Annotated in this window: 25 protein-coding genes; 11 read left to right on the forward strand and 14 right to left on the reverse strand. The window is 55.3% G+C overall.

Features of this window, described 5'->3' with window-relative positions:
* Window positions 1-4: 4 nt before the first annotated feature.
* Window positions 5-1,513: a PLP-dependent aminotransferase family protein gene (locus tag FIV00_RS12745; RefSeq protein WP_152501101.1), complete on the reverse strand. Its 1,509-nt coding sequence runs from the start codon at window positions 1,511-1,513 to the stop codon at window positions 5-7.
* 102 nt (window positions 1,514-1,615) lie between these two features.
* On the opposite strand from FIV00_RS12745, the gene FIV00_RS30560 reads away from it, so the two are divergent.
* Window positions 1,616-1,846, forward strand: a complete 231-nt coding sequence (locus FIV00_RS30560; RefSeq protein ID WP_152501102.1) for a DUF1127 domain-containing protein — start codon at window positions 1,616-1,618, stop codon at window positions 1,844-1,846.
* A 137-nt stretch (window positions 1,847-1,983) separates the two neighbouring features.
* Here FIV00_RS30560 and FIV00_RS12755 read toward each other — a convergent pair whose 3' ends face one another.
* Entirely contained in the window at window positions 1,984-2,520 is a 537-nt protein-coding gene (locus FIV00_RS12755) for a peroxiredoxin-like family protein (protein ID WP_152501103.1), read from the reverse strand.
* Between the two features lie 110 nt (window positions 2,521-2,630).
* On the opposite strand from FIV00_RS12755, the gene FIV00_RS12760 reads away from it, so the two are divergent.
* The gene (locus tag FIV00_RS12760; protein ID WP_152501104.1) at window positions 2,631-3,434 is read left to right on the forward strand and encodes an AraC family transcriptional regulator; all 804 of its coding nucleotides are present in this window, start codon (window positions 2,631-2,633) and stop codon (window positions 3,432-3,434) included.
* A gap of 6 nt (window positions 3,435-3,440) precedes the next feature.
* Here FIV00_RS12760 and FIV00_RS12765 read toward each other — a convergent pair whose 3' ends face one another.
* The 5 genes from FIV00_RS12765 to purC all read right to left on the reverse strand — a co-directional run bounded on the left by FIV00_RS12765 (window position 3,441) and on the right by purC (window position 5,667).
* The gene (locus FIV00_RS12765; RefSeq protein WP_152501105.1) at window positions 3,441-3,695 is read right to left on the reverse strand and encodes a DUF2164 domain-containing protein; all 255 of its coding nucleotides are present in this window, start codon (window positions 3,693-3,695) and stop codon (window positions 3,441-3,443) included.
* 21 nt (window positions 3,696-3,716) lie between these two features.
* On the reverse strand, window positions 3,717-4,382 hold the full coding sequence (gene purQ / locus FIV00_RS12770; protein WP_152501106.1) for a phosphoribosylformylglycinamidine synthase subunit PurQ: 666 nt from the start codon (window positions 4,380-4,382) through the stop codon (window positions 3,717-3,719).
* A 16-nt stretch (window positions 4,383-4,398) separates the two neighbouring features.
* Window positions 4,399-4,506 (reverse strand): phosphoribosylformylglycinamidine synthase-associated small membrane protein, encoded by a 108-nt coding sequence (locus FIV00_RS30270; RefSeq protein WP_152499531.1) that lies wholly within the window; start codon window positions 4,504-4,506, stop codon window positions 4,399-4,401.
* Between the two features lie 17 nt (window positions 4,507-4,523).
* The gene (purS, locus tag FIV00_RS12780; protein ID WP_152499530.1) at window positions 4,524-4,763 is read right to left on the reverse strand and encodes a phosphoribosylformylglycinamidine synthase subunit PurS; all 240 of its coding nucleotides are present in this window, start codon (window positions 4,761-4,763) and stop codon (window positions 4,524-4,526) included.
* 139 nt (window positions 4,764-4,902) lie between these two features.
* Complete coding sequence (gene purC / locus FIV00_RS12785; protein ID WP_152501107.1) at window positions 4,903-5,667, reverse strand: phosphoribosylaminoimidazolesuccinocarboxamide synthase; 765 nt, start codon at window positions 5,665-5,667, stop codon at window positions 4,903-4,905.
* A 310-nt stretch (window positions 5,668-5,977) separates the two neighbouring features.
* Here purC and FIV00_RS12790 point away from each other — a divergent pair, with 310 nt between their 5' ends.
* Window positions 5,978-6,301 carry a DUF1476 domain-containing protein gene (locus FIV00_RS12790; RefSeq protein WP_152501108.1) on the forward strand — a complete coding sequence of 108 codons (324 nt, stop codon included), beginning with the start codon at window positions 5,978-5,980 and terminating at the stop codon, window positions 6,299-6,301.
* Between the two features lie 167 nt (window positions 6,302-6,468).
* Window positions 6,469-7,272 (forward strand): HpcH/HpaI aldolase/citrate lyase family protein, encoded by an 804-nt coding sequence (locus FIV00_RS12795; protein ID WP_152501109.1) that lies wholly within the window; start codon window positions 6,469-6,471, stop codon window positions 7,270-7,272.
* Between the two features lie 8 nt (window positions 7,273-7,280).
* Here FIV00_RS12795 and FIV00_RS12800 read toward each other — a convergent pair whose 3' ends face one another.
* The 3 genes from FIV00_RS12800 to purB form a co-directional block, all read right to left on the reverse strand.
* On the reverse strand, window positions 7,281-7,835 hold the full coding sequence (locus FIV00_RS12800) for an alpha/beta hydrolase (RefSeq protein WP_152501110.1): 555 nt from the start codon (window positions 7,833-7,835) through the stop codon (window positions 7,281-7,283).
* A gap of 179 nt (window positions 7,836-8,014) precedes the next feature.
* A complete protein-coding gene (locus tag FIV00_RS12805) occupies window positions 8,015-8,611 on the reverse strand; it encodes a metallophosphoesterase (RefSeq protein ID WP_209006915.1) in 597 nt (198 codons plus the stop codon).
* Window positions 8,612-8,798: 187 nt separating this feature from the next.
* Complete coding sequence (gene purB, locus FIV00_RS12810) at window positions 8,799-10,127, reverse strand: adenylosuccinate lyase (RefSeq protein WP_152501111.1); 1,329 nt, start codon at window positions 10,125-10,127, stop codon at window positions 8,799-8,801.
* A gap of 153 nt (window positions 10,128-10,280) precedes the next feature.
* Here purB and FIV00_RS12815 point away from each other — a divergent pair, with 153 nt between their 5' ends.
* Complete coding sequence (locus FIV00_RS12815) at window positions 10,281-10,763, forward strand: NUDIX hydrolase (protein WP_152501112.1); 483 nt, start codon at window positions 10,281-10,283, stop codon at window positions 10,761-10,763.
* A 6-nt stretch (window positions 10,764-10,769) separates the two neighbouring features.
* Here the strand turns inward: FIV00_RS12815 and FIV00_RS12820 are convergent, their stop codons facing one another.
* The 4 genes from FIV00_RS12820 to FIV00_RS12835 all read right to left on the reverse strand — a co-directional run bounded on the left by FIV00_RS12820 (window position 10,770) and on the right by FIV00_RS12835 (window position 15,149).
* Entirely contained in the window at window positions 10,770-12,380 is a 1,611-nt protein-coding gene (locus tag FIV00_RS12820; protein ID WP_152504247.1) for an APC family permease, read from the reverse strand.
* A gap of 172 nt (window positions 12,381-12,552) precedes the next feature.
* A complete protein-coding gene (gene rpe, locus FIV00_RS12825) occupies window positions 12,553-13,224 on the reverse strand; it encodes a ribulose-phosphate 3-epimerase (RefSeq protein WP_152501113.1) in 672 nt (223 codons plus the stop codon).
* A gap of 118 nt (window positions 13,225-13,342) precedes the next feature.
* Window positions 13,343-14,113, reverse strand: coding sequence for a DUF2259 domain-containing protein (locus FIV00_RS12830; RefSeq protein WP_152501114.1), 771 nt, complete (start codon window positions 14,111-14,113; stop codon window positions 13,343-13,345).
* Window positions 14,114-14,174: 61 nt separating this feature from the next.
* The gene (locus tag FIV00_RS12835) at window positions 14,175-15,149 is read right to left on the reverse strand and encodes a sodium:proton symporter (protein WP_173005974.1); all 975 of its coding nucleotides are present in this window, start codon (window positions 15,147-15,149) and stop codon (window positions 14,175-14,177) included.
* 108 nt (window positions 15,150-15,257) lie between these two features.
* On the opposite strand from FIV00_RS12835, the gene FIV00_RS12840 reads away from it, so the two are divergent.
* From FIV00_RS12840 to FIV00_RS12865, 6 genes are all read left to right on the forward strand, one after another.
* Entirely contained in the window at window positions 15,258-16,526 is a 1,269-nt protein-coding gene (locus FIV00_RS12840; RefSeq protein ID WP_152501115.1) for an FAD-binding oxidoreductase, read from the forward strand.
* A gap of 203 nt (window positions 16,527-16,729) precedes the next feature.
* Window positions 16,730-17,032, forward strand: a complete 303-nt coding sequence (locus tag FIV00_RS12845; RefSeq protein WP_173005975.1) for a PepSY domain-containing protein — start codon at window positions 16,730-16,732, stop codon at window positions 17,030-17,032.
* Between the two features lie 185 nt (window positions 17,033-17,217).
* Window positions 17,218-17,736: a LuxR C-terminal-related transcriptional regulator gene (locus FIV00_RS12850; protein ID WP_209006916.1), complete on the forward strand. Its 519-nt coding sequence runs from the start codon at window positions 17,218-17,220 to the stop codon at window positions 17,734-17,736.
* Window positions 17,737-17,862: 126 nt separating this feature from the next.
* Complete coding sequence (locus tag FIV00_RS12855; protein WP_152501117.1) at window positions 17,863-18,141, forward strand: PepSY domain-containing protein; 279 nt, start codon at window positions 17,863-17,865, stop codon at window positions 18,139-18,141.
* 248 nt (window positions 18,142-18,389) lie between these two features.
* Window positions 18,390-19,757, forward strand: coding sequence for an ABC transporter substrate-binding protein (locus FIV00_RS12860; protein ID WP_152501118.1), 1,368 nt, complete (start codon window positions 18,390-18,392; stop codon window positions 19,755-19,757).
* 68 nt (window positions 19,758-19,825) lie between these two features.
* Entirely contained in the window at window positions 19,826-21,127 is a 1,302-nt protein-coding gene (locus tag FIV00_RS12865) for a carbohydrate ABC transporter permease (protein ID WP_152501119.1), read from the forward strand.
* Window positions 21,128-21,131 lie beyond the last annotated feature (4 nt).

Consider the following 21,131-nt stretch of genomic DNA (forward strand, 5'->3'; position numbering starts at 1 on the left):
GAACCTACTCGAAGCTATCGTAGCATGCACCGTTGTCCTCAAGGAGGTTCTGCAGCGACGAGAGCCCGGCCTCCGTTTCCTTGCGCGTCAAAGGATTGGTGAAACCGACCCTGGCGCGGTGATAAACCTGACCTGAGCGACCGGACTTGAACTCGTCTTCATCGTCGATCAGCACACCAGCGGCCGCTGCCGCTGTCTTGAAGGTTCCGGAGAGCCAGGGTTCGGGCAGCTTGAGCCAGAAAAACGGCGCATCAGCGCCTCCTTGAAGGCCATATGATCCAAGATACTGATGCACCAGTGCGTGGCGGGCAGCAATCTCGGCCAAGACTTTCTTGCGGAAGTCATCGGCGGCTCCGGACAGGACGAGACGAGATGACAACTCTGCAAGCAGAAAGGAGATACCGCCAGTCAGCATCTTGTGGGCTGTGTAGATCCGCTGGGCATGAGAGAGTGGACTGGAGACCCAACCGCCTCGGACACCTGCAGTGACAGATTTCGACAAGGAGCCCACATGGAACGTGCGCTCCGGCGCAAGAGCGGCGAGGGGGCTTTGCGAGGCTTCCCGCAATGAGCCGTAGACTTCATCCTCAATGATCCAGAGATTGAACTGGCGGGCAATGGCGACAATTTCCTGCCGCCGGTCATCTCTCATCAGTGCAGTGGTTGGATTGTGCATCGTTGGCATCAAGAAGATGACTTTGGGATGCTTTTGAGCACACACACGTGCGAGGTCATCCGGGATAGGGCCTTCGTCATCGCGTGCAACTTGAACAGACGGCCTACCGGACAGAGCGGAACCGCGCGCGATGGAACTGTAGGTCAGGTCCTCAAACACCACCTGGTCACCGGGGGCGGTGGTTGCCGCGATGATAGCCATGATTGCAGCTTGTGCACCTGTCGTCGGGACAATGCTGCCTTCCGGGGGCTGCCAGCCGCCGCGGGCAAGCCAAAGGCAGCCTGCCTGACGCCAACTGTCCGGCACCGAGCGTGTATAGCTCGCAATTTCATAAGGCTTGTCTTTGGCGATGCCGGTGGTCAGCCGCTGAATGGTGTCCGCCTGACCGACTTCCGGTGCTGACGTGCTATCGAAGCGAATTGTTTCAGGTGCAGGAACCGTAATGCGCGTTCCTGCGAAGGCTGTATCGATTGGGGCTGCCATAGCAGATTGCACCCAGGATGCACCCTGCGACGACGGTGCGGGAGAACTTGGGCGCCCGTCGTCGGCAGACAGATCGGGTTTGGTGTTTTCCACGAGGATCTCTGAAGGACCACTGCCGAGCACAAAAGTGCCTCGACCGACTTCTCCGCTAACCAGTCCTCGCTGCCGTATTGTAGCGTATGCGCGACCGATGGTGCCAACGGTCACGCCCAGATCATAGGCAAGGTCTCTTTGTGGCGGCAGTTTAGCGCCGGCACCCAGCACACCAGTCGCAATGTCGTCTGCAATCTTGTCTGCAAGGCGGATGTAGAGAGGGCCACGGCCATCTGGGATTTGAGGATGCCAATTTGTCATGGTGACAATTTTCTATATTGCATCTCAAAAGGAGTCAATTCATATGATTGTAGCGCTACAATACAAGAATTAAGTGGAATTGTTACCCTTAAGAGGTGTCAAATGAGTTCAATAGAGACAATTTATGGACGACCAATCGTTTGGCAGTCGTTTGGAAGGGGAATTGCAAAGGCTGTGAAAACCAGATTGTCACTCTGGTTTGAAAGCTACCGGACGCGTCAGCAACTTCAAGATCTTCCAGATTCGGCGTTGGTGGATCTGGGCCTCAGCCGGGAAGCGGTCCGCGCGGAGGCTGGCAGGCCCTTTTGGGATAGCGAGCGTTTTCCACGCTAGTTGCAGGTGCTGAGATCGAGACCCGATGGTCGCTGCCCCCGGCGGTCACGATATGGTCCCGAACCCAAGGTATCTGCAAAAATGCCGGACACGGTGCAGCCCACGTGTCCGGCATTTTTTTGTCAAAGATCTGAGTGTCAGACCGCGCCGGTGTACTCGCCGCGTGCCGGGTAGTCGTTCTTTTGAACGAAGTCGAGTGCGCCGACCATTTCCTGGAAATGCGGTCTGACGAACGGCATCGTCTGAACCGATGCGAAATAGAGAGTGTTGTCAGGCTTCACAAGGAATACGCCCGGCTCGGAGAAGAGTGCGGGTTCTTCAATGCCAATTGAGGTTTTGCCCCGGCTTGTGGAGATATAAAGTCCCCATTCATTGGCAACGGACAGCGACAGTCCGTAGCCGAACCGCAGATCTGGCGTGCCGACCTTGTCGGCCATCTGCTGCGCGCGCTCTTCGGTGTCAGAAGAAATGGCGATGGTTTTCACACCCTTTTGAGCGAATTCGGGTGTCAGGCGGCCGAGCTCTTTCAAATAGGTGGCGCAGATCGGGCAGTGCAGGCCACGATAGAACACGACAAGTGTCGCGAATTCTGAACCGTCTGCCGCGAGATCGAAGGGGCCGGAAGTCAGTGTTTCTACTTTCAACTCCGGAACGGACTGGCGTGGAATGAGCATTCTCACCTCTCTTAGGGTAGGGGCAAGACTTCACATCTGCCCTTGGATGCCGTAAACATAGTGAACGATTGAAAAGAAAACATTCCGAAAAGTTGATCAAGAGTACGGAAATGGCTGTTCCTTATCGCACCTCTTTCAATGGCAAACTTGATCGGCTGTCTTCGTTGATCGACAGACTTCGGGTTCAGGTCAGCAATGCGCTTGTCGGTGGCTCCGAAGAGCAAAGCGCCAATTTCAAGATCTTTGTAAGCAAGGATCGCTCGTTGCGTCTTGTCTTCAGTCCATTGGTGGAAAATGAACCCTGTGAGCCTGCGGAACTGACTGCCCGTGTCGGCGAAACCCCTCTGGTGGCCGCGAATATTGCGATTTCAGGTGTTGGAAAGCAGCTGATCAACGCCCTGCCGGACATTATTTCCGTACCACTGAGCGAAGAACCCTATCTGACGGCTGTGGTCATGCCGCTGATTGAGGAGGCAACTTTACCTCGCTGCGGGGGGCAAGCTGCGTTTGAGCGTCTGTGTGAAGTTGTGGTGATCAGGCTGTTGCGCCACGCAATGGAGCAGGGCAAAGCCGATACGGGTCTCTTGAACGGACTTGCACATCCACGCATTGCCTCGGCGCTCGTGGCAATTCATGAGGCGCCAGGTGAAGGCTGGACGCTCGAGAAGCTGGCGGAAACCGCTGGAATGTCCAGGACGCAGTTCGCCGTCACATTCAAGGAACTGGTGGGTGCCACACCAATGGGGTACCTGGCTACCTGGAGGCTGGATATCGCCAGAGCGGAACTTGAAGCAGGGCGTCAGGTCAAGTCCGTTGCCAACATGTGCGGCTTTGCCAGCCCGGCTGCGTTTTCCAGGGCATTTTCCCGCCGCTTCGGCTATCCGCCCAAACAGCGTCGCAGTCAGGCGGCCTAAGAGCGCTTAGTCGCGGTCCTTGACGGGCTTTTCCATGGCATAAAGCTCATCGGTCACATCGTCCGCCTTGCGGGCAAAGAGCGCTTGGGCATCTTTGAGGCCCTGATTGTAGAAGTGAGCGCCGAGCGTCGGGACAAGAAAGCCGACCAGCTGATCGGCATCCATGTTGCCTATATCCGTGTCGAGCTCGTCGTTGAGATAGTCCCTTATCAGGTCCGCAAGGCGCGACCTGGTGTCATTGTCCAGTTCCAGATCGCTCATACCGGTCTCCCTGCTTTCAGATCAGGCTGCTGTCAGAAGACTTTCGAACAACAGACGCCCGTCCAACCCACCGTGCAAGGGCTCTACCAGGTTTTCGGGATGCGGCATCATTCCGAGCACATTGCCGGCCGCATTGGTGATGCCTGCAATGTTGTTGATCGACCCGTTGGGGTTTGTTCCTTCGGCATATCGGAAGACGACCTGATTGTTGTCTTCAATTGCGCACAGTGTTTCCTCGTCAGCAAAATAGTTGCCGTCATGATGGGCGACAGGGCAACGCCAGACCTGTCCTTTCTGGAACTTGGACGAGAAGCGAGTCGCGTTGTTGACCGTTTCCATCAAAACGTCCTTGCAGACGAAGGTGAGACCAGCATTGCGCATCAACGCGCCAGGCAGCAGGCCTGCTTCTGTCAGGATCTGAAAGCCATTGCACACGCCAAGGACGGCAACGCCGCTGTTGGCTTTGGCAACCAGGTCTTTCAGGATGGGGGAGCGGGCGGCGATTGCACCGGAGCGCAAGTAGTCCCCATAAGAAAAGCCGCCGGGAACGACCACGAGGTCAACATCGGGCAGCGTGCTCTCGGTGTGCCAGACATGCTGCGGACGCGAACCGGTTATCAGCTCCAGCGCGTGAAACATGTCGCGGTCGCGGTTGGAGCCCGGAAAAACAATAACGGCGGATTTCATTTGGCAATCCCGATATCTAGAGCAGGACAAGAACGGCGATGATGGCAGCAAGAGCTGGCACCAGGATGAAGATGGCAGCTTTTACGGCCATGAACATTATGGCCTTGCGCGTGTCTTCATCCATGGGCAACAGCTCAGGCTTCAGGCGATCTCGATCGCGTAGTTCTCAATAACGGTGTTGGCAAGAAGCTTTTCACACATTTGTTCCAGCTCCGCCTTGGCAGCGTCCTCGTCGGATCCGCTCAGCTCAACGTCAAAGACCTTGCCTTGACGCACGGAGCCGACGTCGTCAAATCCAAGGCCCCCAAGAGCACCTTCGATAGCTTTTCCCTGAGGATCGAGAACACCGTTTTTCAAGGTGACGATCACGCGTGCTTTCATGAGTTTCTGTCTCCGTCAGATCTGGCAAGTCCGCTTGCGAGGCTGCTTACACCAGCTTGAGAGGATCTTAAAGGGAAGAAGGGTACTGAAACGAAAAACCCCCGCCATTCTTGAAAATGGCGGGGGATAGTCGTTGTCTTTACTGAACCAGGGTCGGGCCGGAGCCGACCGGGCGTTCATTGCCAAGCATGATGCCGAGGCGCTTGGCGACTTCCTGGTAGGCTTCCAGCATTCCGCCCAGGTCGCGGCGGAAGCGGTCCTTGTCCATCTTATCGTTGGTCTCGATATCCCAGAGACGGCAGCTGTCGGGAGAAATCTCGTCTGCGACGACAATCCGCATCATGTCACCTTCGAACAGCCGCCCGCATTCGATCTTGAAATCCACAAGACGAATGCCGACCCCCAGGAAGAGACCGGACAGGAAGTCGTTGACCCGGATGGCGAGCGCCATCATGTCATCCAGTTCCTGTGGAGTTGCCCAGCCAAATGCGGTGACATGCTCTTCGGCGACCATCGGATCGTCCAACTCGTCATTCTTGTAGTAGAATTCGATGATGGACCGCGGCAGTTGGGTGCCTTCTTCAAGACCAAGGCGCTTGGCGATCGAACCGGCAGCTACGTTGCGAACAACCACTTCCAGCGGAATGATTTCCACTTCACGGATCAACTGCTCGCGCATGTTCATGCGGCGAATGAAGTGTGTCGGAATGCCAATGGCATTCAGATGATTGAAGATGAATTCGGAAATACGGTTGTTGAGCACGCCTTTGCCGTCAACAATCTCGTGTTTCTTGTTGTTGAAGGCCGTGGCGTCGTCCTTGAAGTGCTGAACCAGTGTTCCCGGTTCCGGACCTTCATAGAGAATCTTGCCTTTTCCTTCATAAATGCGCCGGCGGCGGTTCATGAGCGATTCCGTATCTTCTTGAATTTCCATCGGAAAGGGGACCAGCGAACCGGGTCCATCATCTTGCCGGGACGATTCCCGTCAACCGGCTGGTGTCGCCGGCCGCAATCCCTTTTTTGCGGCGCGGAACTTACCCGAAGAGGGCGAAAAGTACAATCTTATGTTTTTCGCCCTCAGCTCAGGGCTGTTATGCTTTTGACGCAGGCGTAAAGGTACTGCGTTGATTTGCTCGCCCTACGGGGATATGCAAGAGACCAAATCAACCCCATATGGGTAGAAGAGCATAAGCGCAGTTCAGGAGACGATGAATATGAACACATTCGACAAGCGCGAGCAGGGTTTTGAAAGCAAGTTTGCGCATGACGAGGAGCTGCGGTTCAAAGCAACCGCCCGGCGCAACAAGTTGCTGGGTCTGTGGGCGGCAGGTCTCTTCGGGTACGAAGGCGAAAAAGCAGAGGAATACGCCAAGGAAGTTGTTCGTGCAGATTTTGACGAGCCGGGCGACGAAGACGTGTTCCGCAAAATCCGCGGTGATTTCGACAGCAACAATGTCGAACAGTCCGATCATCAGATTCGCCGCACCATGGACGAGTTGATGCATCAGGCAATTGAGCAGATCCAGAACGAAGGTTAAGTCCTTCGCGAAAGCCTGCAATCGATCTTGAGCGTCTGCCCGACACGGGCGGGCGCTTTTTCTGTTTAAAGCGGAATAAAAACTACGACAGTTCGGGTCTTTGCACTTGGTGCACTTGCATGCCGAGGGAGGCGTGGCTTTGATGGTTGCCAAAGAGGAGGCCACCCGTGACTGAAGCTACATCGCTTGCTGAAAAACTGCGTTCCGGAAATCCGGTGATTACCGCTTGGTCCGTGCTGGCTGCGCCAATGCTCACTGAAATGTTTGCAAGGGCCGGTTACCCGGCGGTGACGCTTGATCTTCAGCACGGGATGTATGATTTTGGCGTTGCGTGTGACGCCCTGGCAGCCATTGCGCTGGGTGGTGCGCACCGGATAGCGCGCATTCCCGTTGGTGATAACGCATTGGCGGGCCGGCTGGTGGATATGGGCGCTGAATGTGTCATCGCACCGATGATCAACTCGCGCGCTGAAGCCGTCGACTTCGCCCGGTCGATCAAATACCCACCGGTTGGCGATCGCAGTTGGTCGCCTTATCGCGCGGCTGCACTCTCTGGCCAGTCTTCTGATGAGTATCTGCAAACTGCCAATTCAAACATTGTATCGCTTGCTATGATCGAGACACTCGAAGCAATCGACGCATTGGACGACATTCTTTCAGCTGAAGAACTTGATGGAATTTTCGTCGGACCGAGCGATCTGTCATTGTCCTTGTCAAAAGGCGCAGCTCTCGATCCGAACGGTGATGAGACAGCCGATGCCTGCGCCGAGATTGCACGCAAGGCACGCGATGCCGGCAAGATTGCCGGTATCTTTTGTTTGAGTGCGGAAAAGGTGGAGGAAGCCGTAGATCAGGGCTTCCGGCTCATTTCGCACGGTATCGACCGAACTTTTGTCGGCGAAGGTGCAAGCACCGCGCTCGATGAAGTCAGAGAATATGTTTCTGCCAGCTCGGATGATTTCGGTTATTGAGAAGTAACCTAGCCGAGTTTTTTCATGAAATGGGCGAAGGACATCATGCCTTCAGGCCAGGGGCCATGGCCGCTTTCCAGGTTGATATGACCGGCTTCACCGGCATCTTGAAAAGTGGTGCCCCAGGCTTCGGAAAAATGCTGCGCCCGCTCGTAGTCGCAATATGGATCATTCCGGCTTGCTACCAGATGCGTCGCAAAGGGCAGGGGATCTGACGGGATCGGTTTGAAGTCGCCGCCATCAAATTCATCCACCAGGCCCTTACGGTCCCAATCCGACGGAGCCACAAGATAAGCGCCCTTGATCTTGTCCTTCAGGACATGTGCACCGTGGGCCACAAGGATACAACCTAGCGAATGCGCAACGAGCACGACTGGCTTTTTCGCAGCGTCAATTTCACTTACCAACGTATCCAGCCACTCTTTTTTGCTCGGCGTGTGCAACTCGGCCTGCTTGACTAAACGTGCGGTCGGCATCTTGTCCCGCCAACGCAACAGCCAGTGTCCGGGGAGCGTTTTGCCATAACCTGGAATGAGCAGAATATCGGTTTCTGAAATTTTCATGGATCGTCCTGATCGCCAAATTGCTGCTACGAAAGTGGGCCGAAATAACCTTGCTGAAAGGCTTGTGCCCACCCGGATCTGCCGTATTTTTCAGCTTCCCGCGCAGCGGTGTCACTGTCATAGGCTAGGTATTTCTGTTGGAATGTCCAACCCTTGGCGTTTCTGGTCATCAACGCATATTACGCGCGCCTGTCGCCAACTTCTCCTGCGAGGTAGCGCGGGTGCTGACTATCGAAAGACGGGAACCCGACGGTGCCGGGATTAAGCAGTGTCTGTCCTGACGACTGCAGGGAGATGATGCGCGGAATGTGACTGTGACCGGTACAGACGACCTGCGCCTGCTCACCATTCAGTTCCACCAGCAAGGTTTTTTCATCCGGTTGATGACCTTTCGGTCCTTCGTTCTTTTCCGTGAGATAGCGATCGTCATCTTCCGGCGTTCCGTGGACCAAAAGAACCTCGTCGGTCAGTCTGATCGTCGGGGACGTTGTTCGGAGCCAATCAAGGCTTTGGGTGGTGAGCCGTTCAGCGGCAAATCGGTCAGTCGGCCCCATTTTCTCAACCGGGTCATCCAGAATGAAACGATCATGGTTGCCGCGAACGGTCGGCCACGCGGTTTCGCGAAGAATGACGGCTGTCTCTTCCGGCCACAGGGGGCCGGCAAGGCAGTCGCCAAGATTGACGACGCAATCAGGCGCTTCCTTTTTGATGTCTGCGAGGACGGCTTCCAGTGCCAGGACATTGCCATGAATGTCTGAGACTACGGCGATTTTCATCTCGTCGCTCCGCGGGTCTTGTGAACCACCTTAAATGACGGCCCGGTCACTGCACCCGGTGCTGCCCGGGCTGCGCAAAGGCCGATCCGATTTTGAGTGGTGTTAAAAAGACCCTGGTCTTGAAAAGCGCAAGCCATGACCTTCTTTGTGGACATGGCCCGGTGAGGTTCCAACACCCCTGTCTGGCTTACGCTTCGCCAAACACCCGTTCGAAAATGACGTCGACATTCTTGGTGTGGTAGCCAAGGTCGAAGCGGTCGCGGATTTGCTCTTCTGACAAATAGCCGCGCACGTCTTCATCGCTCAGGAGTTCGCTCAGGAAATCGATCGAAGCGGCCCCGGCGACCTGGTAGCTGTCCCAGACTTTCATCGCGTTGCGCTGAACAAGGCGGTATGCGTCCTCACGGGAAGAACCGGCTTGGGTCAGTGCGAGCAGAATACGCTGGGAGTGAACAAGTCCGCCCAGACGGTCCATGTTCCCAATCATGCGCTCCGGGTAAACCATCAGCTTGTCGATAACTCCGGTGAGGCGGGCCAATGCGAAATCTAGCGTAATCGTCGCGTCTGGACCGATCATGCGTTCAACAGAGGAATGCGAGATGTCGCGCTCGTGCCAAAGGGCAACGTTTTCCATGGCTGGAATGGAATAGCCGCGTACAAGTCTGGCCAGGCCGGTCAGATTCTCGGTCAGAACCGGGTTGCGTTTGTGCGGCATTGCCGATGAGCCCTTCTGGCCTTTGGAGAAGAACTCCTCAGCTTCCAGCACTTCGGTTCTCTGCAGGTGGCGGATTTCGGTCGCAACACGTTCAATCGAGGACGCGATAACGCCGAGCGTCGCGAAATACATGGCATGCCGGTCACGCGGGATAACCTGCGTCGAAACAGGTTCAGCCTTCAAGCCCATCGCCTCGGCAACGTGCTCTTCGACGCTTGGATCGATATTTGCGAATGTTCCGACAGCGCCTGAGATGGCGCATGTGGCGATTTCCTCGCGAGCTGCTTCAAGACGTGTCTTGCAGCGGTCGAATTCGGCATAGGCTTCCGCCATCTTCAGGCCGAAGGTGACCGGCTCGGCGTGGATGCCGTGAGAGCGGCCAATACAGACGGTTTCCTTGTGTTCCATGGCACGGCGCTTGAGCGCTTCAAGCAGTGCGTCCATGTCGTCCAGCAAGATGTCTGTGGCCTTGACCAGCTGAACATTGAAGCAGGTGTCCAGAACGTCGGACGAAGTCATTCCCTGGTGCACAAAGCGTGCATCCGGGCCGACGATTTCGGCCAGGTGGGTCAAAAAGGCGATAACGTCGTGTTTCGTTTCGCGCTCGATCTCATCAATCCGATCAATGTCGAACGTGGCGTTGCCGCCCTTTTCCCAAATGGTCTTGGCAGCTTCCTTGGGGATCACGCCCAGGTCAGCCAAGGCATCGCACGCATGGGCTTCGATCTCGAACCAGATCCGGAATTTCGATTCCGGCGACCAGATGGACACCATGTCGGGGCGGGAGTAGCGCGGGATCATCGCTGGCAGGACCTCATTTTCAAGAAATATGGCGCCGGAATAGCAGAGGGGGGCGGCCCCTTCAATGGAGACGACCGGATTTTGCTTGCAGGCCGGGGGACAATATGGATTTTACCGTTCTGAAAGGCTGCAATCGGGACTGAGGAGAACGAGATGGCGATCTGGCGACCGGCTAACGCCATATCCGTGAAGGCGCTCGCACTTATCTGGCAGGATGACGCATTGCTGATGTTCGATGTCCATGACGATGCCGGGCGCGTCAAGGGGATGCGCCCACTCGGCGGGACAGTCGAATTCGGCGAACCTTGGCGGGATGCGCTCCAGCGAGAGTTCCTGGAAGAGCTTGGCGCCAGGATCGACCTTCTCGACAGCTATTTTGTGATGGAAAATATCTACGAGCATCACGGTGTGCTCGGCCACGAGATTGCTTTTCTGTGCCACGCTCATTTTGTGGACAACAGCTACTACAGGAAAGATACGATTGCGTTTGAAGAGAGCGATGAGACCGTCGCGACCGCCAAATGGATCACTCTGGACGAACTGGATGCCAAACAGTTGGAGCTTTATCCCACCGGATTGAGGGAAAGGCTGGTGAAGCCGGAGGACGCACGCAAGTCAGGCCGCTTATTCAGCTGATTTGGATCAGAACCTGAACTCCGAACGCTCGGCAGGTCCGTCTTCGGGGTCGTCATATTCGGAGAATTCGTCCAACTCTTCCTCTGCGATGTAATAGTCGAACTTTTCCTTGTTGAGCCGCGACCGAAAAGCATAAACGAAGACCGCCCCGGAAAGCAGGCTCACGGCAACAATGTCTGGCCCGACCGGTATAACGCCGGTGCCACCCCCGAAAGAGCCGAGATAGGACAGAGTGAACAGCCCGATGATGAAGGGCACCAGCCACCGTGCTTCACGCCAGTCCAGAGTTTCAAATCCAAGTTTGCTGCCTCGATAAACCAAAAGGATAAGCCCCAAGAGAAGGCAAATGCTGAGATGCAGCATCGTGTCCCAGCCACTCCAATAGATGATCAGGCTGGCGATGATGAAAGCCATACAGCTTGTGATCGGTGCAGCGGGCAGAACAAAGGCTCTGGGTGCTTCAGGAAGCAAGCGGCGAAATGCCAGCACAGCCACCGGTCCGACCACGAAGGAAAAGACGATTGATGACGTATTGAGCGCCAAGATTTCCTTGAACGGCAAAGCGACAAAAAACAGGGACGCCACGGCAAAGTTCACCAGCAGGGAAAAGAGAGGCACTCCGCGGTTCGACAGTGTTTCCATGAATTTTGGGAACAGTCCGTTCTGAGCCATGGCTAGGCCCAGCCTTGCATTGGATCCGACTGAGACAAGGGCGGAGGCAAAGCTTGATATGCGGGCGCTTGTATCCAGGATGCTGACAACCCAAAGAGCACCGATCGCCGTGGCCAAGGCCGCCAGCGGACCCAATTCGCCCGAGAAATGAAGTTCCGGCCAGCCCTTTTGCAATTGTGAATGGTCCAGTGCCCCAAGAAAGGCCAGCTGCAGTCCTCCATAGATGATCAAACAAATCATCAGACTGAGAACAAGTGCCAGTGGAATGTTCACTTTGGGGTTTTTGGCCTCGCCCGCCAAATCAATGACATGGCGAAAACCGATCAGCGCAAAAATGACGCCACCTGTGGAGATGGCGGATAAGATGCCTTTGAGGCCCTCTGGTGCAAAACCTCCATATTCGCTGAAATTGGAAATGCGGAACTCGGAGGTGAGAATGACCGCAGCAAGAGACAGCGGGACGATGATCTTGACCCAGGTCAGTGCCGTGTTGACCCTGGCAAAAAATCTGACGCCGAATGCATTCACGACCGTGAAGATCAGCAGAAGCAGACAGGCGACGGCAAGACCGACCGCCGACAGGTTGCTGTCGGGCGCATAGAGCCAGGGAGCCATGCCCTTGGAATATCTCAGAACGGCTTCCACTTCGATGGCCGCTGCGGTGTTGTATCCAACCCATGCCGTCCACCCCATGGTCATGGAAACGACAGAACCATGCGAAAAGTGCGGCACCCGGCCAATTCCGCCGGCGACTGGCAGAATTGTCGCGATTTCGGCAAATGTTGCAGCCAGCAACAGCATGGAAATTCCGCCGATCAACCAGGCGATCAGGGCAGATGGCCCTGCAGCCTGTGCAGCCAGCAGCGGCGCGAAGAGCCAACCGGACCCCAAAATTCCGCTGATCGCGACAAAGGTAAGACCGAGCAGGCCAATGCTGCGTTGCATATGCGCCAAGACGATTCCCCCAATCTTAGGCCTTGAAGGACCTTAGCCGAGGAGTTGCCGTAACGGATAGACGGTTGACGCAAGTTATAGGGAACTATTTTGGCGAGCAGGGATGCCGCTCTACCAGCAACTTTTTCTCAGCCAGAACTGGTTCCAAAAAGCTCAATACGGCTCAGGCGTTTTTCGCTGCCGTTCTGATCGCAGAAATATTCTGCGAATAGCTCTCAATTGAACCGCCTTTGAACACTGCGGAACCGGCTACAAGAACATTTGCGCCAGCAGCAGCAACCAGCGGTGCTGTTTCCGGCGTGACGCCTCCATCGATTTCAAGATCGATTGGCCGGTCTCCGATCATTTCCTTGATACGTTGGGTTTTTTCGACCTGGGATCCGATGAATTTCTGCCCGCCGAAACCCGGGTTGACCGTCATGACCAAAATCAGATCCAGCCGGTCTAGCACATATTCCAGAACGCTCTCCGGTGTTGCCGGGTTCAAAGACACGCCAGCTTTCTTGCCAAGACCACGGATGGCCTGAAGGGACCGGTCCAGGTGCTTGGTTGCTTCCGCATGTACAGTGATAATATCGGAGCCTGCCTTGGCGAAGGCTTCCAGATAAGGATCACACGGTTCAATCATCAAGTGGGTGTCGAAGACCTTGTCCGTGTGAGGCCGCAATTTGGCGATGACATCCGGACCAAAGGTGATGTTGGGAACGAAATGGCCGTCCATAACGTCAAGGTGGATCCAGTCGGCTCCTGCCTCGACCACGTCGCGGACCTCCTGGCCAAGCTTGGAAAAGTCGGAAGCAAGGATTGAAGGGGCGATTTTGATGTCGCGCGGCATTTTGGTCTCCCAATCGGGCCAAGCGGGGTCACTTGGCCGGAAATAGTCTTTGATGCCGCGCTAGCACTTCTGTTGCGCTTGAGCAAGACAGGTGCCGTTGCTCAATCGGTTTAGACGCTCAAAGACGTCCGGTAATCGCCAGGTATCTTCTGTCCGGACCCTCAAAGCCGAGGCTATCCATCTGAATAAGGATCGCGAAGACCGGCGGTGCTTCATCCGGAAAATGCGTGACAATCCGTTCGATGCGGTAGCCGAGTGGGCATTTGCGGCTCTTTGGAACACTCGCGTCATTGTTCAAGGTACGGGCAACGCCGTTATGGAGCATCTCCAGGCGGAACCCCTTGGTTTCAGCACCATAGGAAGCGCATTCGCCGGAGGGCAGCGGATATTCTGTAAGGGTCAGGCGAATGGCGTTTTCGTTGGAAGCATGAAACTCACGCGGTGCGACGAGCATGTTGTGTGGGTCGGAATTCAGTTCCGTGCGGGGATTGAAGCCGACGGTTCTGCCCTTGCCCGCAATGCCTTGTGTTTTCAGAAGTTGCTGTGCGGCTGCCCGGTTTTTTGCGCGCGTCTCGTTGAGAGCGGCATCCGCAGCGTTGCCAAGATCAATGTCGACATCGTCCCGCAGCCGAAAAGGCGAGGGTTTCACCCAGCTGTCGCCGATGACATCGACCACGAATATCTCCGAATAGGGAAAGCCTGATCCGTCCTGAAAACCGTATTGTTCAAAGGCAAAAAAGTCGCCGTTCTTGGAAAAACCAAGGAGTTGAAAATCCGCGGTATCACCTGCCGATGCGGCCGGTGCGACGAAAAGCCATGCGAGAAGTGCCACCAGAAAATGGCGAGCCTTGCCCGGGGGCGAAATTCTGAACCAGTTGCGGTTGGACACGACATTCTCCTTACGTCTCAACACTGTGTGTGTTCGGAAATAAGGATAACGGACGCAGCTGTCAGGTCTGCTGCGTCACAGTTTTGGCGTTCTGCCGGCAAAACACGCGGACAAACGGTTTCATCATCAAAGGCAGCATGTAGATCGGGAATTGGCCGACCGCGAACCAGAGAAATGTGAACTCCGGCAGGGTACCGCCGAAGGCAGCCACCATCAGACCCATGTTTCGCGTGCCGCAGGTATGGGCAATGGCGTAGGCGTCTTCCCGGCTTGCAGGAGAAAACAACAGCAGCGTAAGTGCGATTTGAACAATGGCCAGACAGAAGGTGAGGGCAGTGATGCCTAAGGTGAACAAGGGCCTTTCAATGAAACTCTGAGCGACACCGTCCATTGCCGCGATCGCGAAAAAGAGCATCAGCAGTACATTCAAGCCGCTGATATGATTGGCGGATCTCGCGAGGCGCTCCTTGCCGGCAATTTTTCGAAACAACAGCGAAAGCGCAAAAGCGCCCACAAGCAGCAATGAGAGCTGCGTTGCCAACCCTCCGACGCTCAAGGGCAGGGATGGCCCGAGCATGAGTTCGCCAATAAAGGGGGCGGTAAGCGGCGTGACAATCAATGCGGCGACCGACAATGCGAGACTGAGCGTTCCGTCGAGACCGAGAAGATAAATGAAGGCCGGTGCAGCCATAACCGGCGGAGCGGCAGTGGCGATGTAGAGAGCAAGAGCAACGTCGGAGCCGTGTTCCTTGAGGCCTGAAAACTCGATAAAGGCATAGGTCAAAAGCGGTGCGCCAAGCATCATCCAAACCAGCGCAAGCAGCAAAAGGGCCGGTTTGCGAAGCCGTTGGCGAATGGCCTGTTGATCAACTCGCAAAAAGGCGAGCGTCAACAGACTGAAGACCGCAAACCCGAGATAGGGACGCAAGGTGGCGGAAAGCGCTGGCAGGGCCATGCCAATGAAAATGGTTACAGTGAGAGCTGCCGATCCATGGCGGCCAATCCATGCCAAAGCTGCCCCCAGCGGTCGAATCATTTTAGGTTGTCTCCTGAAACGTGTGTGGGCAGGCAGTCTTTGCCTCTTAAAGGATCCGGCGTTTCAACACCAGCCGCAAGGTTGTGCGCGGGTGTTGCCGGGACAAAAATGACAAAGCAGGCAGGACAACTCCAGACCTTTGATGTCGTTGTACTTGGTGCCGGGATCGTCGGTGTCTCGACAGCACTGCATTTGAGACGACTTGGTCTGGATGTTGCCTTGATCGATCGTCGGCATCCGGGGGAAGAAGCGTCCTTCGGCAATGCCGGCATCGTGCAATGCAATGGCTTCGTGCCTCACGCCATACCGAACAGGGCACTGCAGCTGCTGTCGATCCTTTTTGGACAATCGACAGCGATATCCTATGACCCGGCCACCTTGATCCGACTGGCACCCTGGCTGCAACGCTATCGGCTGGCCAGCAGTGGACGGGGCATGGAAACCTATTCCCGGGTCATGGCGCCGCTGAGAGCGTTGGCGGTTCAGGAACATCTGGATATCGCGGCGACGACCAATGCCGACCGGTTTTACCGGCATAGCGGTTGGCTGCATCTTTTCAGAAGCGATGCTTCGTTCCAGAAAAGCGAAAACGAACGCCACTATGCGCGTGTCTTCGGCGTCGCCTTTGATGAACTTGCAGCCGGGGACATGGCAGCTCTTGAGCCGGGTCTAAAGGCACATGGCCTTAGAGGTCTGCATTGGACGGACAGTTGTTCCGTGTCCAGTCCGGGCGCTGTTCTCGATGCTTTCTGGCGTGGCTTCGTGCATGAAGGCGGAAGGTATTTCAGAGGAGACGCGAGAGCTCTCAAGCGCCAAAGCGGTGCCTGGAATCTGGAGGTTGAACGGGGAATGATATCGACGGCCAACGTCGTTGTTGCCCTTGGTGCCTGGTCCCAGGATGTCCTCAGCCGGCTTGGTGAAGACTATCCACTGGTGGCAAAACGCGGCTATCACATGCACTACCGGCCCGCGCATGGAGCAGGCCTATCCAGGCCGGTGGTGGACGTTGAAAACGGATTTGCCCTGACACCGACGGACAATGGCATTCGTTTGACAACAGGGGTTGAGCTGGCGCCGCGGGATGCACCGGCCAACCCGGCTATCATAAAACGCGCCAGACGGCGCGCCGAAGAACTTGTTCCGCTGGGCAAGGAGCTTCTGGAAAAGCCCTGGCTTGGAAGCAGGCCGTGCTTGCCTGACTCCCTGCCGATTGTCGGCGCGTCTCCACACACACCGGGTCTGTGGCTCAATTTCGGCCACGCACATGACGGCTTTACCCTTGGTCCAGTTACCGGGCGGCTTCTGGCCTACATGATCGTGGGCAAGACACCTTTTCTGGATCCGTCTGGACTTTCCGCAAGCAGATTTGCCGAATAAGCCCGAATTCTTGCCACTAAACCAATCCTAATCCTGCGCAACAAAGCCATAAACCTTGGTTGATAGGCCGGTTTATAAGCCTTTGAGCAATGGTGTTGAAACGCTTTCGAGGCCAGATCAGGGCCAGCCGACGGGCACAGCGTCGGTTGCTTTACCCCGATCCAATCAGACCCTTTCTTTCTTCAATCAAAGGAACTTGCATCATGTCCTGGCATTCAAAATCCGTCCTATTCGCTGTCATCGTCACCGCCAGCTTTGCACTGCCTACAGGCGGCGCTATTGCCGCCGTCACCGTTGGAGACAAGGTCGGAACGACAGAAGAGGACATACGCGCGGCCCTAACGGACGAGGGATACGTCGTTGAAGAAATAGAGATCGAAAACGGTGAAGTTGAAGCCGAGGTCTCAAGAGACGGCCAGGAGATCGAAGTTGTTGTTGACGGTGAGTCGGGCCTCATTCTGGAAATGGAACTGGAAGAGACTGACAAAGACGAAGACGAGGACTGATCAATCCTGCGCCTGCCCCGGTCGGCTCGACCAACCCACCGGTCGGCCGGGGCTCGCTTGCATTTTCTCTGTTTCAACTACTGAGGAAACATGTCTCTGCCGGTTTGACGGGGCATAGCGCGCACCTTAGGACACTGGTCGGAGATCTGCTCGCCGCTCTGACCGGGAACCTTGTGAGGAACTGAATGCCGCCTTTCTCCAGTTGGAAAACCGCCTGGCCCTGGATGCTGTTCGGGCTACAGTCGCTCTGCGTTGTTTATCTGGTCATCGAAGAAGCTGCAGACTTCCTCTGGGGGGAGATGCCAGGTGGGTTGATTGAAAACGACCTTCTGGAAAACCTGGTCATTGCCGCTCTCGTTGCAGGCCTGGTGGCGTCCGGATTTGAGATCAGAAAAGCCATGACACGCCAAAAAAGACTGGAACAGCAGATCAAAGCCGCCTCCGGTGCATTTGCCAACCTGATGGAAGAACATTTTGAAACGTGGGGTCTGACGCCGTCAGAATGTGACGTGGCGCTGTTTGCACTGAAAGGGTTTTCGATTGCTGAAATTGCCTCCATGCGCAAAACAGCGGAAGGAACCGTCAAAGCGCAATGCAATGCCATCTACCGTAAGGCAGGCGTGAGTGGCCGGCCGCAGCTTTTATCGCTCTTCATCGATGAATTGCTTCACGGCGCACTCGTTCCGGAGAAAGCGTCGGCTTAGTCGATGGGTGGATCGAGCGGATCGGGACCCTTCATGACCGAAGTTTAATTAGGTATTTCCGGCCCAGTTCCCATTTCGTCTGTCAATCCCGAAGGTCCGGGGCCAATTGACAAACGGAGCGACGAAATGAACATCGCAAATCCCACACTGAAAATGGGCGTTCTGGCATCTGCTGCGGCTATTTGCATGAGCAATGCTGCACTGGCCGACATCCGCCAGGGTGACAAGATCGGTCTTTCAGTTTCCGACATCGCCAAAAGCCTGGAGATCAACGGCTACGAAATCCGGGAAATCGAAGTCAAGGACGACCGCATCAAGGCAGAAGTCACACTGGAAGGTGACCGGCTTGAAATGAAGATCGATCCAAAGTCAGGACTGGTGACCCGCGTTGAAGATGACGACTGAGGGAGCTGAGCTGGGGGGCGCGCGAGCGTAGTGTGTTGTTTTGCGCGGCCCTTGAGCGCTGCTGCCGTGCCTCGGGCATGTCTTTCCTAACCTCTAAAACGATAAGGTTTTCGGTCTCCAATTTCAAAGTCGAATATTGTCATACAGTCGTTACTTGAGCTCACTAGATTGCGCTTTGCACACGTGTGCAAGTTCAACACGGAGCAAGCCCGGACAATGGCAGCTCCAAGGTTTCAGGCGAGACTCAGATGACTATTCTTGTTTCAAAACTGCGCCAGTCCACTGCGGCTGCTGTACTCACACTGGCGGCCACAGCTCTATCGGGCGCAGCCGTTGCGAAAGACGTTACGATAACTGTTTGGGCTGGCGGGTCCAATGACAGTGATGCATATCGCTGGGAAGCCATCGAGATGGCTGCAGACATTCTAGAGCGGGAAGCGGCGATCGAAGGGGAAGAACTCAACATCACCGTTGAGTCCAAGGGACAGTTCGGCAACTGGCAGGAATTCAAACAGGCCGTCACTCTTGCAGCAGAAGCGGGCACGGCTCCAAACATCGTCGTCACGTCCCACCTTGATATCGCTCCCTGGTCTGAAGCTGGCTATATCGTACCGGTTGAGGAATACCTTGACCTCGATGCGTGGCCGTTGAACGACATCTACCCAAACCTCCTGGAAATAGCGGCGTTTGACGATGTTCAGTGGGGCTTGCCGCAGGATGCAGAAAGCCGGCCCTTCTTCTTCTGGAAAGAGACCATGAAGAAGATAGGTTACAGCGACGAAGAGATCGCGGCGCTGCCAGCGAAGGTCGAATCCGGCGAATACACTCTTCAAAACATCCTGGAAGACGCCAAAAAGGCCGTCGACATGGAAGTTGTCGAAAAGGGCTATGGCTTCTATCCGCGTCCTTCCAATGGCCCGGACTATGCGCAGTTCTATCAGTCCTTTGGCGGAGAGCTGATTGATGAAGAGACGGGCAAACTGGTCTTAGACAAGAAAGCCATGGAAGAATTCTATCAATTCTTCGCTGATGCAGTTGCAGCTGATGTGACCCGTAAAAACCATCTCGGCACCGATTGGGGACAATGGTACAAGGAGGTTGCCAACGGCAAGGCAGCGACTTGGCATGGCGGCACCTGGCACTTTGGGCGCTATGCACAGGAAGGAAACCAGGATTTCTGGAACACAATAGAGTTTTCACTCATACCGGCAGGTAACGAAGTCGGTCGCCCAAACACCATCACGCATCCGTTGGTCTACCTGATTACCGACAACGCGAATGATGATGTCGAAGAAATCTCGGCGAACCTTGTGAAAATTGCTTCCGAGCCGCGCATCAATTCCCTGCATGCCATTCAGTCGAACCATCTCGGCATTGCCAAGCAGCAATCCAACATCGAACTCTATGCCAACAATCGTTGGGCAGATGAGGCAACCAAACGTCTCCTTGGTCATGCAAATGCGCAGCCGAACCATGTGAATTACGGTGCTTACTCCGAAGCGTTGTTCAAGGGTCTTGAGGCGGCATGGACCGGTACAAAATCTCCAGCGGAAGCTGTTGAGGAAGTCGAAGTTCAGATGAAGGCCACACTCGGCGATGAATTGATCATTCGATAGTCCTGACTGAACGGGAAGGGATGAAAGGGGCAGCCACTGTCCCTTTCGATCTCTAAGGAGTGTAATTCATGCAACGCTCGAGCTGGCTTGGTCTGGCGTTTTTGTCGCCAGCCTTGATAGTCGTTCTATTGTTTTTTTTGGTACCGGTTGTCCTGACGGGCATATTTGCTTTCACCAACATGAGTACGGCCACAGGCGTGAAGGGAGGAAGCTACGTCCTGAACGCCAGCAGCCTTCGAGCGTTGGTTGATGCAGGTCTGCCGGAGGTGACACGCAACCAGATTGAAAGCGCGGGATACCGGATCGACGAGAAGGGGCTCGCAGCTCTTGCCGGAGTCCACGGTCAGGCCGTTGCCGAAGAACTGTCGAAAAACCATGCGGGTGAAGTTTTCACCAAACGCCGCGACGTAGAGCGGGCGCTGAAAAACCTCAATAGCAATCCCATCCGAAAGACAAGAGACCGCAAAGCCGCGGCCGATCTGTTTAAGCGCTCAATACTCAATCAACGGTATCAATCGCGAGAAGCCTTTGAAACAGCGTTGAATGAAGCGGGTATTCCGAAATCAGATAGGCCGCTCATTACCGAAATTGCTTATACGGGTTGGACTTGGACAACCGCAAATTTCGATTTGCTGCTTTCGCTCGATTCGACATGGCAATATGCCAAGAACACCGGCATCTATGTCACATTCACGCTTGCGTTTAATGTAATCTTCGGCCTGTTTCTGGCTGTCACAACCTTTTATCTTCCCGCGGCACAGGCAACCACATTCCGGGCAATCTGGTTTCTGCCACGCATTCTGCCGCCCGTGCTTTACATTGTTCTGTGGCGCTGGTTCACCTGGGACACAGGCTTTGTCTCGACGGTTCTCTCCGGATTCGGTTTTCCGTCGAAGAACTGGATGCTGGATACTGAGTACCACGCTTGGGTGACTGTCGTCTTGATCAATGGATTCGTCGGCGCATCCATGGGGATGATTGTCTTTTCTTCTGCAATACGGGCAATCCCTGCCTCAATGCTCTATGCGTCCGAGGTTGATGGTGCGAGCCGATGGCAACAGGTTTGGCACATCATCCTGCCGCAATTGCGCTGGCCGATCCTGTTCATCACATCCTACCAGACAATGTCGCTGCTGACCTCGTTTGAATATATCTACCTCTCTACGGATGGCGGCCCTGGTGGATCGACAGAAGTTTGGGCGCTCGCTGCTTTCCATACGGCACTCAACAACTATGGCGGCAATCTGCAATACGGCCTGGGTGCAACCTATGCGCTCCTTCTGGTGACAATAGGCGTGTTGGCCAGCCTGTTCTATCTGCGGCTATTCAACTTCAAAAATTTGCTTACGAAGCCTCGAATTGAAGGGTAACGGC

Origin of the sequence: Labrenzia sp. THAF82, from assembly GCF_009363435.1 — a bacterium.
GTDB classification, from domain to species: domain Bacteria; phylum Pseudomonadota; class Alphaproteobacteria; order Rhizobiales; family Stappiaceae; genus Roseibium; species Roseibium porphyridii.